Source organism: Bradyrhizobium sp. T-1, from assembly GCF_053592855.1.
In genome coordinates, this window is sequence record NZ_JBSGOX010000002.1 from 14,313 (window position 1) to 29,676 (window position 15,364).

Consider the following 15,364-nt stretch of genomic DNA (forward strand, 5'->3'; position numbering starts at 1 on the left):
CATGCATTATCTAGATAAATGCTTAGACGTGGCAGTTGACCGAACGACCAAATTATTGGCGAGCGCTGTGGGATACTTCGGGGAGTTCGGTTAAGCCCTAACATCGCACCTGCCCTGATTAACTCGCCGATCTGCCGCTCGAGCGCTGCCCGCTTGCATACTCCCTTAACAGCCACTTGGTGGTTCTATAGCGGCCGACGTAAAGCTTGTAGTTGCGGAGCCGCGCCCGCCTCTTGGCGGATTGCCGGCCGGTGCTGCCGTCCTCGTACAGTGGCTCCATGCTTATGTCGAAGTCGAGGTATGGCATCACCGTAAGCTCGAGGAAGCGAGCGCCTTCGAAGTCTTTGCCGCTATGGGCTGGTTTGTAGCTGGCACGAATCAGCATCGAGCGCAGCAGCATGTGATCCTCGCCATAGATCTGGGTGAAGATCTTGCGCTTCGGCCAGACGATCGACCGGGCGATGATTTCATTCTTGCGTTCCACATAGGCGCAGGCCAAATCGCCGGCGCCATAGGCGCGCGCCGGGTGCTCCGTGGCATTGCCGTAGCCGCCATACTTGCCGAGCTTTTCGACCGGTCCTGACATGCAGCTGGACGGGCCGACAATATAGACATGCTCGATCTCGTCCGGTGTTCGCGCTAGCTTCAGTTCGAGGCCCTGCTGATCGGCCGCGAACAGGTTGGCGAGTTGGGTGATCTCGTCCGCGCCGACGAAGTCGGCAAGGTACTTCTGCAGGTAGGTTCCGACCTTCATCTGAGTGTGGAGGTCTCGCTCACCATTTTCCACGCTCTCGGTGAAGGCAATCTTGCTTTTGTCCTTCCTGGAAACATGCAGAAAATGGTCTTTGGGAATCTGGTCGGCCCACCAGACGCCGGACGCAAAGAATGGTTTTTGATATTCGCCCCGGTCGAAGCGGGCCTGCTCGCGGCAGCGCCAGTTCGGGTCCGGTCCCTTGCGCGGGATCAGTTTACGGTTGAGGGTATTGGAAAGCCCGATCTTTTTCGACCCCCGCGTCTCTGCGATGGTTAGCGCCGCCTTGCTGGCACCGTCGACGAACGGCACGAATGTCCCGGGGGCGGGCATTTCGACGATCTGGTACATCAGGCGATGCCCGGTGCCGGCGAGCTGCGCCAGATCGGCCTCTGTGATTTTATTGTCGCTCATGCGTCATTTTCACGCGTCTGAATACTCGCCCTTAGCTTTGGCGGTGAGGCGGAGCCAAACAAAAGCGCCTCTAAAGCCTTCTCAGTGCTGTACTTGGCCAGGGCCTGAATTAACGGCCGCACATAATACTGTCTCTCTTCTTCCTGTATGAGCTTCGAATCGCTCAGCGAGGTCAGTGCCAGTTCGATCAACTCGATCGCCCGTTCCTTGTTGCCGCTCTCGTAATAGTACTCAGCGATCGCCCCATAAGACCGGAACTTATAGCCATCGGCTTGCGGTGGATTCAGCCATAAAATGTGTTCAGCCAAATCCCTGCCCATTGCAAAGCGCTCGGCAAGGGGGAGGTGCGAGGCATCATTTGCCGGATCGAAGAGTTGGGTTAGAGCCACCGTCATCAATTCCTCGGACCCTTTATCGATCGCGTCACGAACCAATTGGCGCATGACGGGCAAGCCGGCCCGTAAGTCGCGAATTTTGTGAAGCAACAGATTGACATGAATCTCACGAAGGTCGATTTCGTCCGGCATCAAGACGAGCCCCTCTTGGACCGCCGAGAGCGCCGTCGTCCAATCCTTTGCCCACAGCGCCGCCCGAAGTTTAGCGTAGATTGGCGAGGTGGGCGTTAGCTCGCGGGCTACCCGTTGGTTCTGCTCAATCCGCTTCGCGTCGGCGGCTTTAGCTTCTTCGCTGGTTCGCCAGACCCCTTGAAGAACCTTCGGCAAAACATCATTGAGTTGCATTGGATGTCCTATGAACGCGATGTGGCCGTCGCGATCGACGACGAAAGAGATGGGAATCCCGGAGCAAAACTGGGGTCTCCCCAAAGCTGCTTCATCTCGCCTGTGAAGTCGAACGCAATCCGATAGTTCAGTTTCGGAGACGTTTCGGTCAACCACGCCTCCAACTTGGTTCTGGCCTCGTCCGCCGTTGGTGCTTCTTCGCCACATGCGACTCCGATGACCTCAACTCCGCAATCTTTATATTTCTCCTGCAGTTGAACGAGATAGGGCATCGCCGCCGTCATACATCGTCCGCACCTACTTGCCCAAAATTCGACAATGTAGACTTTCCCGCACTCGAAGTTCGCAAGGGGCTGGCCACGCAGCCAACTCCCCACCTTGATGGGAGGAGCCAAAGATTCCATGCGCAGCGCCACGTTGCTGTCCGACATATTATCAAACCCTACGCGACTTATTTTGACCGCTTGTCTCTAAGAAACGGGTGGAGAGCATCGATCGCGTGCGTGCACTCAGCACTCTTAGTACTGCGTGTTTGCAATGAGTGTGCCAGCGGTCGGAGCGCGTTAGGCCTATGATCGCACTTTTGAAAACCCCCCGGCGCCCAATTCGGGCAGTGTTCTGAACCAGACGCGTTTGGCGCCAATGTCACAAACTAGACACAGATCGCGCCTTGCGCCGCCTACAAACACTGGTGTGGCGGTTGTGAGCCGACTTACAAGTATAGCTGGTGAGCTAGACGGATGGTCCGACAAAGACGAACAGTGTGTCCGCCAGCATGGCTTGCTTCGATAGCTCCGACCAGCGCGCGACTTCGTTGTGTTGCACGTCTTAGGTTTAAAGGCATGCAGAAGGGAGCTACGCACGGCATGAGAAAAGCGGGGTAACGAGGCCAGTGCCGAAGCATGCCAGAAGCTCTCAAGGAGAGCGATATGCCGCGAAGGAGATTGCAAACATATCCCATTTCGTCAGCCCGACGAGATCGACGACCCAGTGACCAATGTCCTGCGCGCCGCGGCAACTTCTGGGCAAGCTATCACGAAATTATCTTGCCACGGTAAAAGGAGTTGAAGCCGACGAAAGCGCCGTGTCCTGTGGCATGGTTATGGTCCGTCGCGAACGATCAGGCCGGCAGCGGCCCGATCGAAGTAGCGCGGCCGAATGTCGCAACCGCGGGGCGGCTCGAGATGGCGAGCTGATTCCTGCGTGAGGTTTGTCTGGCGCCGAACCGGCGTCCGGCGAAGCGGCGATCGACGTCTTAGTGGAAAATTACCGCGCCAAGTAGGGCCAGGTGATCAGATTGTCTATCAATAATCGTGCCGCGCTGCTAACCTTCTACGGCTCTCTAGCCGAACATGGGATTCACTTGCGCACGACCACCCGCAACTTCCGAAACGACGAGATGATGAAGCTTCGCGCGCCCGTGGAGAAGGCCCCAGACCTGCGCGAGATGATTGGCTTTGCCGCCAACGGCTGATGAAGCTGGAGGTCGCCGTACAGACCGGAGCGGCCTACGGCGAGCAGAGTGCCAGCGGTTGAACTACGCATTCCCAAACTGCGCAAGGAAGCTACTTCCCGGGTTCCTGGAGCCGCGCCGCATGGCTAAGAAAGCGCTGAGCGCAGTGACGAGGAGGCCTACGTGCAGGGCGTCTCGAACCGCTCGGTGGATCATCTCGTGCAGGCCATGGGCATGACCGGGATCTCCAAAAGCCGGGTCAGCCGGCTCTGCGGTGACATCGAAGACAAGGTGTGAAGGCTTTCCTCGCCTGCCCGATCGAAGGCGACTGGCCGTATTTGCGGACCGACGCCACCCACCTGAAGGTGCACCAGAATAGCCGCATCGTCTCGCTCGCGGTGTTCCTCGCGGCCGGTGTCAACGGCGACGGCCGGCGCGAGATCCTCGGCATGGACATGGGCCCGTCCGAAGCCGAGGCGTTCTGAACGACTTTTCTGCGCAAGCTCGCCCACCGCGGCCTACGTGGCGTAAAGCTGGTTGTGTCCGATGCCCATGAGGGCATCAAGGCCGCCGTCAGCAAGGCGCTCAACGCGACCCGGCAGCGCTGCCGCGCGTCCCCTTCATGCGCAACGTCTTCGCGCATGCGGCAAGAGCCGGCCGGCGCGTCGTGTCCGCCTTCATCGCCACCGCGTTCGCCCAACACAATGTTGAAGCGGCCAGGGCGCAGTGGCGCAAGGTCGCCGATCAGCTCCGGCCTCAAACTGTCCAAGCTCGCGACCCTCATGGACGAAGCCGAGCTCGGCGTGCGAGCCTATATGAGCTTCCCGGCTCCGCACCACGCCAAGCTCCACTCGACCGATCCGATCAAGGGCCTCAACGGCGGAATAAGCGGTGGACCGAAGTCGTCGGCATCTTCCCAATGAAGACGCCATCGGTCGCCTCGTTGGTGCGTTTTTGCTCGAGCAAAACGACCAATGGGTCCTCCAGCGCGCCCGCTACATGACACTGGAAACCATCGCGTCATTGAGCGATCATCGTCGTTCTGCCCGCTGTGGCAGGCTGATGCCTTCCGACCCGCCGGAACATCGGCGGTGACCTGCCGCCAGCTACACCACGCCACGGAACACGATCCGCCCAAAACGCCGTGATCGACGGGCTGAGCCGTCGCCTACAGAACTGCCGCGCGCTCAGATATGCTCCACCAGCGAACTCTCCTTTTCCATGGAAGCTCACGATGCGCTCTCCAGCGTGATCCCAAGAACGCAGGGTTCGAAGCCCGTGGGCGGCGGGCCTACCAATTCTGCCTGCTCTTTCGGCTCGCGAGACGCCAATAAGGATCATGGAGCCAACTCATCGACATGGTCGAGCGGATCGTCGACTCGACCGCACGGCCTGTGCGCGTTCACGGTGATGGCTCCTTCGGCAATTTCAATAATGCGCGCCTGCTAGCACGAGAACTTCGTCAGCGCGGGCGTCCCGGGTGTCGCGTATGAAGGCCCCGGTGAGAGCCGACGCGAACTAGTTGCCAAGGCTCGCATGATGCCATCCACGCAGCATTCCCGGGACTTGAGGCCGTCGCGAAAGCTCGACGTCGCGCTAGTCCTTATCCTCGTCGCGCTCCTGCGACGGATCTGAGATCAGCTTGAGGCGTATCGCCTTGATGATACCCAGGACGCGGGTCCTCGTATCAAGCTCTTGCCGGGCGTTCTTAACATGATAATTGACCGTATTCTCGGTGATCTTCAGTTCCTTCCCCATGACGATCTCCCTTCTGCCCCCAACTGGAGGCATTGTTTTTCGCGCTCGGATAGCTTCACTGACGTATCGTGGTTCATGTTTTAGGCGCTCCGTATTACGACCAGATCGCAATCTCTAACCAGCAAGCCGCATGCCAGTTGGGGGCTTGAGAAAATCAGGCGACAAATGCTTGAGAAAGGGCGGACGATCGATTTGCGTCGCCTTAGCGGTCGAAGCATCGCGACATAAGTCGGAAACTCAACGTCCCCTTTGCAGCACCGGCGACATCAGTCGATATCGATCAAGAAGAGCGCGGCCTAGAATGGGACCGTTTTGCTCTCTTCATCTGCGGCGACGGCGCGGTGTGTAACTGAACAGTAACCGGCATGTGGCCCCCACCGAGCCGCCGCTCGGTTTGCGCTCGATAAAGCCTGGCATGAGCTGATCGGTGGAGGTGGAACGATGGCAAATGCCATGCTTGATGCCAGGCAGGAAGATGACGCCTATCGTCGCGTCGAGGTGATCACCGGGGAGCGCCGACGGCGTCGGTGGACTAGCGAGGAGAAGGCCCGGATCGTGGCAGAGAGCTTTGAGGAGGGTGCGAACATCTCCGAGGTTGCGCGGCGCAATGGCGTTTCGCGCGGGCTGCTTACGGTGTGGCGCCGCCAAGTTGCGGCGGCGGTGGGGGGCAAGGCACCGAACTTCGAGCCAATCGAAATTGGTCCCGGGATCGATAGCGGGACAGCGGGCGAGCATGAACGTATTTCCGGGCTACAGACGAGGCCTTTGGAGATCGCCGCGCCGCCGGCCAAGGTTTGCGGAGTTGTCGAGATCGAGGTGAACGGGGCGCGCATCCGGGTCGAGCCGGGCGTTGAGCTGGCGACGCTGTCGACCGTGCTGGCGGCGCTTCGGGGTATCCGGTGATTGCGCTACGCTCTGACCTCAAGGTGGTGCTGGCGACACAGCCGGTCGATTTCCGCAAGTCGGTGCATACACTGTCGGCACTGGTGAGCGAAGCGCTGCGTGCGAATCCGTATTGTGGTGACGTCTTCGTGTTCCGCAGCAAACGCACGGACAGAGTGAAGCTTCTGGCGTGGGACGGCAGCGGCATGGTGCTGGTGACGAAGTGGTTGCACCAGGGGCACTTCACCTGGTCGCTGATCCGCGAAGGCGTGGTGCATCTCAGTGCGACACAGCTCGCAATGCTGCTCGACGGACTCGAGTGGACGCGCGTCTCGGCCAAGCTCGTGAAGCAGCCGGCAATTGTCGGCTGAGAGGAGAGGATTTCGCTGGAGCCTGCGGCGCGCGGAGGTATGGTCCATTTATGGCGATACGCCCCGGGACGTTTCCCGACTGATCCAGCCGCTCTAACGGAGATGGTGCTCGCGCTCGACGCCCAGAACGAGAAGCTGCGTGTTGCGGTGCAGACGCTCAAGGAGATGATCTTCGGGAAGCGCTCGGAACGCCTTGCCACGCTCGTGGCCGAACAGCTTGCGCTTGAGCTTGACGATCTTGAGACCAGTGTCACGCCGCCTGCAGCTGCCAACGACGATGCACCTGCGGTGAAGCCGTCCGATAAGCTACGTAAGAAGGCGCGCCGCAACATCGGCGCGTTGCCCAAGCATCTGCCGCGCTGTGAGCAGGTCCTGGAGCCGGAGGTGACGGCCTGCCCGTGCTGCCAGGGCCAGCCTCACAAGATCGGCGAGGACGTCAGCGAGGTGTTGAACGTGATCCCGGCGCTCCTGCGCGTGCTGCGCACGATCCGTCCCAAATACGGCTGCCGCGGCTGCACCGATGGCGCGGTCCAGCCAAAGTGCTGCCGCGCCTGATTGAGGGCGGTATGGCCTCGACGGCCCTCGTGAGCCATATGGTGGTCTCGAAGTTCGCCTGGTATTTGCCGCTGTACCGGTAAGTTCAGATCCTGGCCGGCCACGGCATCCATCTTGACCGCGCGACACTCGCCGGTTGGGTCAAACGTACCGCCTGGTGGCTCAGGAGCCTTTATGAGCTGTAGCTGCGGATCATTCAGGCTGCGCCGCGCGTGTTCTGCGACGAGACGCCGATGCCGGTGCTTGATCCAGGACGACATCGTCCCCGCATCTGCCAGTTCTGGGCGCATGCTATGGATCACCGGCCATGGGGTGGCCCCTCGCCGCCGGCGGTTACCTACGTATTCGCCGACGGCCGCGGCACCGAGGAGATCGCCGGACAGTTGACGGGCTTTTGCGGCGTTCTGCAGGTGGACGGTTATGCCGCCTACAAGGCCGTGGCCCGCCGTCATGGCGGCGCGATCCAGCTCGCCTTTTGTCTCGTCCATGCTCGACGCAAATTCGTCCAGGTGTACAAGTCCACGCAGTCGCCATTCGCGCGCGACGTGATTGAACGGCTGCAGGCGGTCTATGCGATCGAGGCAGAGATCCGCGGCAGCAGTGCGGAGCAGCGGCTGGCCGCCCGCCGCACCAGGAGCGCCCCGTTGATGGTGGCGCTCAATGCGCTACTGATTGAGATGAGCTGTTTTCCCAATCGAAGCTGACAGAGGCGATCAACTATGCGCTCAATCACTGGGACGGACTGACGCTGCTTCTCAGCGATGGCCGCGTCGAGGTCGATTCCAACACGGTCGAGCGTTCCATGCGCCCGATTGCCATGGGAAGACGCAACTCCTTGTTCAGCGGGAGCGAAGGCGGTGCCGAGAGCTGGGCCATCCTCGCGTCGCTCATGAACACCGCAAAGCTCCATGAGCTCGATCCGCAAGCCTATCTGACCGACGTGCTGGAGCGCATTGTCTCCGGTGGAACCAAGAGCCATCAACTGCGCGAACTGCTCGCCTGGCACTGGAAGGCGGCGCGCCAGCGCACCGCACAGGCCGCGGCATGAGCCCGGGTCGTCATAAAGCAGCGTCGTCAATGACGGCAGCCGCGATGCCACTCGAGGAGCTCGAGCGATGGCTGCAGGCTAGGGTCGATCAGCATCCTGACGCCACCAATCTCCCCATGCTCGACGGCTACGTCGCCGCAATCGTGGCCGGACCGGTGTCGATGAGCCCACTCGACTGGATCTGCCCGCTGCTCGCCATCGATGCCGATGCCTTCAACCACGGCGGCACCCCGGAGTTTGCAGCCATATCGGCTGTCGTCCTGCGTCACAACGACATCAGCAACACCCTCTCGACCGCACCCGACAGGTTCGCGCCGATGCACCGGCGTAAACCCAGTGGAGACGTCGATCCGCGACCATGGTGCCAAGGCTTCTACGCCGCGATGCGGCTCAAGCTATTGGCGTGGGCACCGTTGCTGGACATCGGCAACGTCAATCACGGCCTACTTCTACCTATCCTGCTGCACTGTCGCGACGATCAGGGCCGACCGCTGCTTGGACCGCCACGAAGCGGCCGCGAGACCAAGAAACTTCTGCGTAACGCCCACGCCGATATTCCCACGGCGGTCGAAGCCTTGCGGCAATACTGGATGCCGATCCGCTACGCCCGCGCTCACTGATCACTGCGGACGTGGGAGCTCATGCCGGTTACCTTCAAAATAACCGCGGCAGCGCAACCTACGGGAATCTCGCAATGCATCCCCGCTTTGGGACTGAAGGCCGTGGGGAGGGGGCCAAGGTCCTCACGCGTGTGTGTCGCCTGACCCCGGCAGTACAATGGTCAAACACTTGATCAACGCAGCCGTGGAAAACGGTTTGGCAAGAAAGCAGATCCCGCCAGCCTTGATCGCTCGTGCGCGCACCCCATCGCCGTGATGAAGATGAACGGCATACGATGACCGGGGCTTCGCATATGCATCAGCAGGTCAATTCCGCTCATCATGGACATTTGGACGTCGGTAATCACGCAGGTCGTCTCGGCCAATGCCGCAGCGCGCAGGAACTCCTCGGCGGAGGCAAAGGCAAGGACCGCGTATCCGTACGATGCCAGAAGATTGCTCGTTGCACTGCGAACGGATGGATCATTGTCGATGACCGAAATGATAGAAGGCTTTGACAAACTGATTGCTCGTGATCCGGGCTGCTCCGCCTGCGGAATGTTCACAGTAGAGGGGCTACGAGCCACATCAGAGGTTTGGGAGCAGCTTGAGTGTCGGGAGAAGGAGACGCTGCAAGACGCGGAACGTCTAACCGAGCAACTTCTGGACCGGCTGATTTCCGAAAGTTTGCCGGACGAATCCGTAACCCAGGATCATGTCAATGTACTGTATCGGCATTGGCCATTGCCGATGTACAATCTCGACCTCCATCCGATCCCGGTATCTCTCGAAGAGCTGAAGGCCGAGCAGGAGCGCCTCCTCTGGGCAGAGGTCGGCGACCCTCGATGACACTGACGATTTGAGTGATCAATCCGATATCAGCATGAGTTTGCGAGGTTTGAGCTGGTCCCGCAAATCTGAACAGCGCGATAAGTGGAGTTTCTGCCTGACGGCGGGCAAGATTGACCCGCGAATCAGGAGCGACGATGAGCAGACGAGCACGGCGGAACGACACTGCGGCTTTCACGGCGAAGGTGGCGCTTGCCGCCCTCAAGGGTGACGGCACGCTGGCACAACTGGCGGAGCAGTTCGACGTTCACCCCAATCAGATCACATCGTGGAAGGCGCAGCTCGAAGGCGGCGCTGCCGATGTGTTCGGTCCGGACGGCGGGAGTCGGATCGCCGAACCCACCATCGACGTGAAGTCGCTGCACACCAAGATCGGCGAGTTGACGCTGGAGAACGAGTTTTTAGAAGGAGCGCTCACCAAGGCGGGATTGCTGAGCGCAAAGCGATGATCGACCGTGAACACGATCTGCCGATCAGCAAGCAGGCGGAAGCCCTGAGCATCAGCCGCGGCAGCGTCGATTACCTGCCGCGTCCGGTGTCGCCCAAAGACCTCGCGCTGATGCAGCGGCTCGACCGGCTGCACCTGGAGTTTCCATTCGCCGGTTCGCGTATGTTGCGACGCCTACTGGCTGCAGAGGGGTGCAAGATCGGCCGCCGGCATTTCAAACCGCTGATGCGGCGGATGGGGATAAAGGCGCTGTACCGCCGTCCGCGCACCACCCAACCCGAGCCCGGGCACAAGATCTATCCATAGCTGCTGCGCGGTATGGAGATCACGCGTCCGAACCAGGTTTGGGCGATGGACATCACCTACATCCCGATGGCACGAGGCGTCGTTTATCTGGCCGTGGTGCTGGACTGGGCGACCCGCCGGGCGCTGTCGTGGCGGCTGTCGATCACCATGGAGGCCGCATTCTGCGTCGCGCCACTGGAAGATGCCATGGCCCGTCACGGCAAGCCGGAGATCTTCAACACCGACCAGGGCTCGCAGTTCACCGGCGCGGCGTTCACCGGAGTGCTCGCTGACAATGACATCGCCATCAGCATGGAGGCCGCGGCGCCTGGCGGGACAACGTGTTCGTCGAGCGGCTGTGGCGCAGCGTCAAATACGAGGAGGTGTATCTGCGGGCCTACGACAGCGTCAGCGAAGCTCGCGCCTCGATCGGCCGTTATTTGGACTTCTACAATTGCCGCCGTCCACATTCGAGCCTTGACGGCGGCACACCGGATCAAGCCTACTTCACCTCGCTGCCGCTTCGCACGGCAGCCTAAACCCGGCAGAGGCTCCACTTATCGACGCGCAGTTGCTGTTCAGACAACCGGGACCAGGTCAGTTACGCGGCCAAGGTCATTCGAATGGGACGCCTTCTTTGGTGTACCCAAGTTTGTCGGCGGCGACCACTAGTTCGTCTCAGGGTGGGTCGCGCATTTATATGGCTTGGTCACGCCTTGGTCGAAATGCATCTCGCCGAGGCACGAAGAGACACCCGCTATAGGGGCTATGACCGCAGCTTTTCGATCTCCGAACGCAACTGCGCATGTTTTTCAGGATTTTGCGTTTTCAATTTTGCGATATTGAGCAGCTTCCGCCGAACCGCCGGTAATTGCGCGGCCTGCGGTAAGCCGATAGGCCTCGAAGTCCGGCTCGCCGTCATGGAGCGTTAGCAGAAAGCGCATCGCCGCGTCGTCGAGCCGTGCAAGCATATCGGACAATAACCGCGACCGCGCTGCCTTGAGCTCGTTGAGGCCGACGGGCGGCACCGTCACTCCCTCGAACTCCTTGGCAAAGATGTCATCAAGTTCTGACAATGACGGACGGACGAGTTCATGCGGAGGACGCCCCGAACTTGCGACGTAGACGAGGAACGTGCGGTAGAGCGCGTCGGTCAGTTCTTCATTGTCATACAGAAACTTCACCTCGAAGAGGTCGCGCGGATGCTGTCGGTCGACAGCAGCATTGAGCTTGCCGCCGAAGAGATCCTCGAATGCCACCACTTGCATCTCCGCAAATCCGAAGGCTTCGGCGGCCGGATCGCTGACGACGCGAAGCTCGGGAGCGTGAACCTTGCCGCATGCGACAGGTGACGTCTCGACTTTGATTTCGGCGCCAGCCTGCCGGACGAGGAGCCGCGTGTCGTTATTGTCGCTGCCGGCGATGCGCTGAACGCTGACGCCGCGGAGATCACGCTGAATATCCTCGCGAATGCGATCAAGAGCGGCGTCGATCCCTGCGAGGGTTGCGTCGCGGTCGCCGATCGGCAAGTAGACGAGGTCAATATCGACCTACAGTCGTGGCATGTCGCGATAAACGAGATTGATCGCGGTGCCGCCTTTCAGAGCGAAGCTGTCCTGACTCGCGATGTAGGGCAATGTCCGGACCAGCAGCTCCACCTGGCGCATGTATCGTTCACGCGCCATCGACCGTTTCCTGTGGCACGAGCTCGGCCGGAACTGTCATGCGACAGGTCGGGTGAAGCCGCCCGCCTTGCACAAGGCTGCGGTCACCGCGGCCCAATTCTATATGGGCGGTGTCGATGTGCTTTCGCCACGGATGTACATGCTTGTCCGCATAAATGAAAAACAAGCGCTTGACTTTGATGCTGCGGCACTCCTCGAGCAGTTGGTTCAGCAGTTTTGGTCGCAGGCTCACCAAGCCCTCGAACAGCGTATCGACCTTTTGGAAGCTTTCATCCGCAGGGAGCTCATCCAGCATTTCGAGAATCGCTCTCTCAGGCGAAGACATCCTGATCGGCCATCTCCAGGGGCTGAGCGCAAGTTCGCTGTTATCGTTGTCCGACAGGCTGAATGCGGCATCCTCGACGCCGACCGGCTGAGATCCAAACGGTGCGTCGGATGTCTGAGCGGTCAGGAAGGTCCCGCGGCTGAAAGAATCCGAACGGCGACCCGAGCAGCCTTCGAGGACCTTGTCACCCAAGCGATCAACGGACAGGTTGCTTTCATGATCATCGCCGGCGATCTCTATGATGGCGACTGGCGCGATTTTCAGACCGGGCTCCTTTTCGTCCGGCAGATGGGGCGCCTGCGCGCGGCGAACATCCCGGCTTTCGTTCTTCACGGCAATCACGACGTTGAAAGTCAGATCACTAAACGGTTGCCACTCCAGGACAACGTGCAGGTGTTCAGCTATCGCAAATCCCAGACCTTCAAACTCGACGATCCTCGCGTTGCGATCCACAGTCAGAGCTTCCGTATGCAGGCGACGACGGATAACGCGGCGGCGGCTTATCCACCGCCCGTGAAGGGGTATTTCAACATCGGTGTTCTACACACCGCCCGTGGAGGACCGAAAGGCCCCCATGAGAATTACGCACCGGGTACGCTCGATGAACTGGTAAACAAGGGCTACGACTACTGGGCTCTTGCACACGTGCATCAGGGCGGCGTGCTGCACGAGCAGCCGCACGTCTCTGCGGCAACCTGCAAGGCCGCCATATCCGCGAAGCCGGCGCAAAGTCGGCGCAGTTGATCACGGTGAGGGACGGCGCGCTGCAAGGCATTGAGCCATTGCATACCGACGTCGTGCGATGGATATATCTCGACGTGCCGGTTGGCGAACGCGCACGATTTGGGGACGTCATCGATCAAATCAAGAGCATCATCGGCGAGGCCACCAGAAACGCAGAGGGCCGGTTGCTGGCCTGCCGCATCCAGCTGAGCGGCGCGACCGCTCTCCATGGCGAGTTGCTGGCCTCCGGGCTGCAATTGCTGGCGGAAGCGCGCGCCGCAGCCCTCGCGCTCGGTGAAGAGGTCGCCTGGATCGAACGCGTTATCAATGTGACCAGATCGGCATCGGCGGTCTGCATTCTGTCGGATGGGAGCGCGATCAACGATCTCCCTGTCCTGCTGGCTCATGCTGCGGACGACGCTGACTTGCAGGCGGAGATCGCGAGCGATCTGGGCGATCTCGTCCGCAGGCTTCCGCATGATGCCGCGCTGGATATCGACGATCCGCTTCTGGAGGCGGCGATCAACAAAGACTTTGGCGCGGTGATTGAGCAGGCAGGCGCATATCTGAGCGCGCGCTTGGCTGCGAGAGAGGCGGTGATCCATGCGTGTCCGTTCCCTTGACCTGATCCGGTACGGACACTTCACCGAAGCCTCGCTTCATATTCCGTCTGAAGGGCCCGATTTTCATATCGTGTATGGCGAGAACGAGGCCGGCAAGTCGACGACGATGTCGGCGATTGAAGAGCTGCTGTTCGGGATTCCGGGTCAGTCTGCAAGAAACGTTCTTCATGAGAACGCGGCGTTGCGCATCGGCGCGACGTTGGAACGTGAGGGAACGGAGCTATCGATCCGGCGGCGCAAGGGCAACAAGGACACGCTGCTCGGCCTTGACGAGCTGCCTCTTCCTGCGGGCGACGGGCTGCTTGGACCGTTGGTCGGCGGGATAGATCGCGCATTCTTCTGCCGGATGTTCTGTCTCGCCCATGAGCGCCTGCGCGATGGCGGCCGGGACATCATCCAGGCCAAGGACGATGTCGGCGCGACCTTGTTCGCCGCGGGGGCGGGCGTCTCCGGTCTTCGCGATCGACTGGCGGCGATGCAGGAAGAAGCGGACGGGCTGTGGGGCAGCCGCAGGGCGGGGCACCGGAAATATTACCAGGCGGAGGAACGTCTCAAAGAGGCCGAAGCGACGTTGCGCCAACACACGGTCACCGCGACCAAATGGCAGGAGCTGAAATCCGCCTATGAAGAGGCGCGCGACGCTGTGTCCAGATCGAGAAAGAGATCGAAGAGCAAGTCGCCGAGCTCGCCAAAATCGTGCGCGTCCGGCGCGTTTATCGCAACGTACGGCGTCTCGGCGAAATCGAATACGAGATAACGGCCCTCGGCGTCGTTGCCGATCTGCCCGCTGATGCCGCGAAGCAATTCGACAAGGCGTCGGCCGATAACGCCGCCGCGGAGGCGCGCATCACAGCCTTTCAGAAACAGATAGCAACGTTCAGCGCTGAGCGCGCCGCGATCGCGATAGACGATAACGTTCTGCTCCATGAGGCGGAGATCGAACGCCTGTCCAAGCTCAGAATCCAGCTCGCTTCGGGAAGAGCTGATTGCCAAAGCGGCGGGCGGAGCTCGCAGCGGCGGAAGACGCTCTCAAGTGGGCCGCGTCCGAACTGGCTTGGACGGGTGAGACCGCCGAGCTGGTTGATAGAATCCCGCCGCGTGCCAAAGCTTCGGCCGTGCAAGGCTTGCTGACCTCTCGCGGCGGCCGCTTTGCGGCCGTCGAGAATGCCCAGAAGACCCTTGAAGACGCGGGCGAAAAGCTGGCCAATCTCCAGGCTCGCATTGAGGCGATCGGGACCCCCCAGGATCTGTCGGGCTTGGCGGGCGTGGTCAAATCCACTTCCGCCTTGGGCGATCTTGACGCTCCTCTCCTGGCTACCCAGCGAGAGTATCGGGACGCGGATGAACTATGTCGGCAGCAAATGGCGATGATGAATCCCGCGGTCGTTGACGAGACGAGTTTGCGCGCCATGAAAATCCTGGTCGAAGCCGCAGTGAAGGCACATCGCGACGCGGTGCGCGATCTTGAAGGCCGTACTCAAAGCCAGCAAGCGGCTATCCGCGATCCGACTCGGGCTGTCGAGAACAATCGAAAGTCCTACGCGCGGTTGGTATCCGATGAAAAGATCGTGTCGGCCGAGGATTTGACGAAGCTGCGGGAACGCCGGGACGCAGGATGGCCTATCATCAGGCGTCGGCATGTCGACAATATCGCAGTGCCGGAATCGGAAGAGCGCGCCTTCGCAGATGGCGACGCGCTGCTCCACGCCTATGAAACGGCTGTCGGCCATGCCGATGCGGCGGCGGATCAGCGGTTTCAGAACGCAGAGTCGACGGCTGCGGCCATGGTGCTGGCTCGGCAGATCGCCGACCAGCAAGACGCTCTCGACTCCAACAAGCAAGAACTTGCCTCGTT

The 15,364-nt window shown here is 60.6% G+C and carries 13 protein-coding genes and 5 pseudogenes; 10 read left to right on the top strand and 8 right to left on the bottom strand.

Features of this window, described 5'->3' with window-relative positions:
• Positions 1–118: 118 nt before the first annotated feature.
• From ACWAT4_RS39375 to ACWAT4_RS39385, 3 genes are read right to left on the bottom strand one after another with little or no spacing between them, the layout of a single operon-like run.
• Entirely contained in the window at positions 119–1,165 is a 1,047-nt protein-coding gene (locus tag ACWAT4_RS39375) for a hypothetical protein (protein ID WP_128929790.1), read from the bottom strand.
• Complete coding sequence (locus ACWAT4_RS39380; RefSeq protein WP_308421720.1) at positions 1,162–1,905, bottom strand: hypothetical protein; 744 nt, start codon at positions 1,903–1,905, stop codon at positions 1,162–1,164. Before ACWAT4_RS39380 ends, ACWAT4_RS39375 begins: the two co-directional genes overlap by 4 nt.
• 8 nt (positions 1,906–1,913) lie before the next feature.
• A complete protein-coding gene (locus tag ACWAT4_RS39385; protein ID WP_308421721.1) occupies positions 1,914–2,336 on the bottom strand; it encodes a TlpA disulfide reductase family protein in 423 nt (140 codons plus the stop codon).
• 968 nt (positions 2,337–3,304) lie between these two features.
• On the opposite strand from ACWAT4_RS39385, the pseudogene ACWAT4_RS39390 reads away from it, so the two are divergent.
• Positions 3,305–4,453: pseudogene (locus ACWAT4_RS39390) on the top strand (IS256 family transposase).
• Positions 4,454–4,954: 501 nt separating this feature from the next.
• Here ACWAT4_RS39390 and ACWAT4_RS39395 read toward each other — a convergent pair.
• A complete protein-coding gene (locus tag ACWAT4_RS39395) occupies positions 4,955–5,116 on the bottom strand; it encodes a helix-turn-helix domain-containing protein (protein WP_232995617.1) in 162 nt (53 codons plus the stop codon).
• Positions 5,117–5,557: 441 nt separating this feature from the next.
• On the opposite strand from ACWAT4_RS39395, the gene tnpA reads away from it, so the two are divergent.
• From tnpA to ACWAT4_RS39415, 4 genes and pseudogenes are all read left to right on the top strand, one after another.
• Entirely contained in the window at positions 5,558–6,019 is a 462-nt protein-coding gene (gene tnpA, locus ACWAT4_RS39400) for an IS66-like element accessory protein TnpA (protein ID WP_128929789.1), read from the top strand.
• Complete coding sequence (tnpB, locus tag ACWAT4_RS39405; RefSeq protein WP_128929788.1) at positions 6,016–6,369, top strand: IS66 family insertion sequence element accessory protein TnpB; 354 nt, start codon at positions 6,016–6,018, stop codon at positions 6,367–6,369. The genes tnpA and tnpB overlap by 4 nt, the downstream gene beginning before the upstream one ends.
• A gap of 39 nt (positions 6,370–6,408) precedes the next feature.
• Positions 6,409–7,972: pseudogene (tnpC, locus tag ACWAT4_RS39410) on the top strand (IS66 family transposase).
• Between the two features lie 29 nt (positions 7,973–8,001).
• Entirely contained in the window at positions 8,002–8,592 is a 591-nt protein-coding gene (locus ACWAT4_RS39415; RefSeq protein WP_128955102.1) for a YecA/YgfB family protein, read from the top strand.
• A gap of 123 nt (positions 8,593–8,715) precedes the next feature.
• Here ACWAT4_RS39415 and ACWAT4_RS39420 read toward each other — a convergent pair.
• Positions 8,716–9,092, bottom strand: a pseudogene (locus tag ACWAT4_RS39420) (response regulator transcription factor).
• Between ACWAT4_RS39420 and ACWAT4_RS39425 the strand changes: the two are divergent.
• Positions 9,064–9,420: a hypothetical protein gene (locus ACWAT4_RS39425; RefSeq protein WP_128955101.1), complete on the top strand. Its 357-nt coding sequence runs from the start codon at positions 9,064–9,066 to the stop codon at positions 9,418–9,420. The pseudogene ACWAT4_RS39420 and the gene ACWAT4_RS39425 sit on opposite strands and share 29 nt — an antisense overlap.
• 137 nt (positions 9,421–9,557) lie before the next feature.
• A pseudogene (locus tag ACWAT4_RS39430) lies at positions 9,558–10,692 on the top strand (IS3 family transposase).
• Positions 10,693–10,919: 227 nt separating this feature from the next.
• Here ACWAT4_RS39430 and ACWAT4_RS39435 read toward each other — a convergent pair.
• A pseudogene (locus ACWAT4_RS39435) lies at positions 10,920–11,838 on the bottom strand (nucleotidyl transferase AbiEii/AbiGii toxin family protein).
• Entirely contained in the window at positions 11,828–12,355 is a 528-nt protein-coding gene (locus ACWAT4_RS39440; protein ID WP_232995616.1) for a type IV toxin-antitoxin system AbiEi family antitoxin domain-containing protein, read from the bottom strand. Before ACWAT4_RS39440 ends, ACWAT4_RS39435 begins: the two are co-directional and overlap by 11 nt.
• Before the next feature lie 24 nt (positions 12,356–12,379).
• Between ACWAT4_RS39440 and ACWAT4_RS39445 the strand changes: the two genes are divergently transcribed.
• Genes ACWAT4_RS39445 through ACWAT4_RS39455 form a run of 3 tightly spaced genes read left to right on the top strand, consistent with a single transcriptional unit; the run spans position 12,380 to position 14,266 of the window.
• Positions 12,380–12,907, top strand: coding sequence for a metallophosphoesterase family protein (locus ACWAT4_RS39445; RefSeq protein ID WP_167506287.1), 528 nt, complete (start codon positions 12,380–12,382; stop codon positions 12,905–12,907).
• Positions 12,904–13,509 carry a hypothetical protein gene (locus ACWAT4_RS39450; RefSeq protein WP_167506286.1) on the top strand — a complete coding sequence of 202 codons (606 nt, stop codon included), beginning with the start codon at positions 12,904–12,906 and terminating at the stop codon, positions 13,507–13,509. The genes ACWAT4_RS39445 and ACWAT4_RS39450 overlap by 4 nt, the downstream gene beginning before the upstream one ends.
• Positions 13,490–14,266, top strand: coding sequence for an ATP-binding protein (locus ACWAT4_RS39455; RefSeq protein WP_128929785.1), 777 nt, complete (start codon positions 13,490–13,492; stop codon positions 14,264–14,266). Before ACWAT4_RS39450 ends, ACWAT4_RS39455 begins: the two co-directional genes overlap by 20 nt.
• A 589-nt stretch (positions 14,267–14,855) precedes the next feature.
• Here ACWAT4_RS39455 and ACWAT4_RS39460 read toward each other — a convergent pair.
• Positions 14,856–15,326, bottom strand: a complete 471-nt coding sequence (locus ACWAT4_RS39460) for a hypothetical protein (protein ID WP_128958632.1) — start codon at positions 15,324–15,326, stop codon at positions 14,856–14,858.
• Positions 15,327–15,364: the final 38 nt, after the last annotated feature.

Bases quoted from the DNA above. Each gene is read 5' to 3' on its own strand.
- ACWAT4_RS39415 (WP_128955102.1), top strand. From the start codon at position 8,002: ATGACGGCAGCCGCGATGCCACTCGAGGAGCTCGAGCGATGGCTGCAG.
- tnpA (WP_128929789.1), top strand. From the start codon at position 5,558: ATGGCAAATGCCATGCTTGATGCCAGGCAGGAAGATGACGCCTATCGT.
- ACWAT4_RS39395 (WP_232995617.1), bottom strand. From the start codon at position 5,116: ATGGGGAAGGAACTGAAGATCACCGAGAATACGGTCAATTATCATGTT.
- ACWAT4_RS39425 (WP_128955101.1), top strand. From the start codon at position 9,064: ATGACCGAAATGATAGAAGGCTTTGACAAACTGATTGCTCGTGATCCG.
- ACWAT4_RS39385 (WP_308421721.1), bottom strand. From the start codon at position 2,336: ATGTCGGACAGCAACGTGGCGCTGCGCATGGAATCTTTGGCTCCTCCC.
- ACWAT4_RS39445 (WP_167506287.1), top strand. From the start codon at position 12,380: ATGATCATCGCCGGCGATCTCTATGATGGCGACTGGCGCGATTTTCAG.
- ACWAT4_RS39455 (WP_128929785.1), top strand. From the start codon at position 13,490: ATGCGTGTCCGTTCCCTTGACCTGATCCGGTACGGACACTTCACCGAA.
- ACWAT4_RS39380 (WP_308421720.1), bottom strand. From the start codon at position 1,905: ATGCAACTCAATGATGTTTTGCCGAAGGTTCTTCAAGGGGTCTGGCGA.
- ACWAT4_RS39375 (WP_128929790.1), bottom strand. From the start codon at position 1,165: ATGAGCGACAATAAAATCACAGAGGCCGATCTGGCGCAGCTCGCCGGC.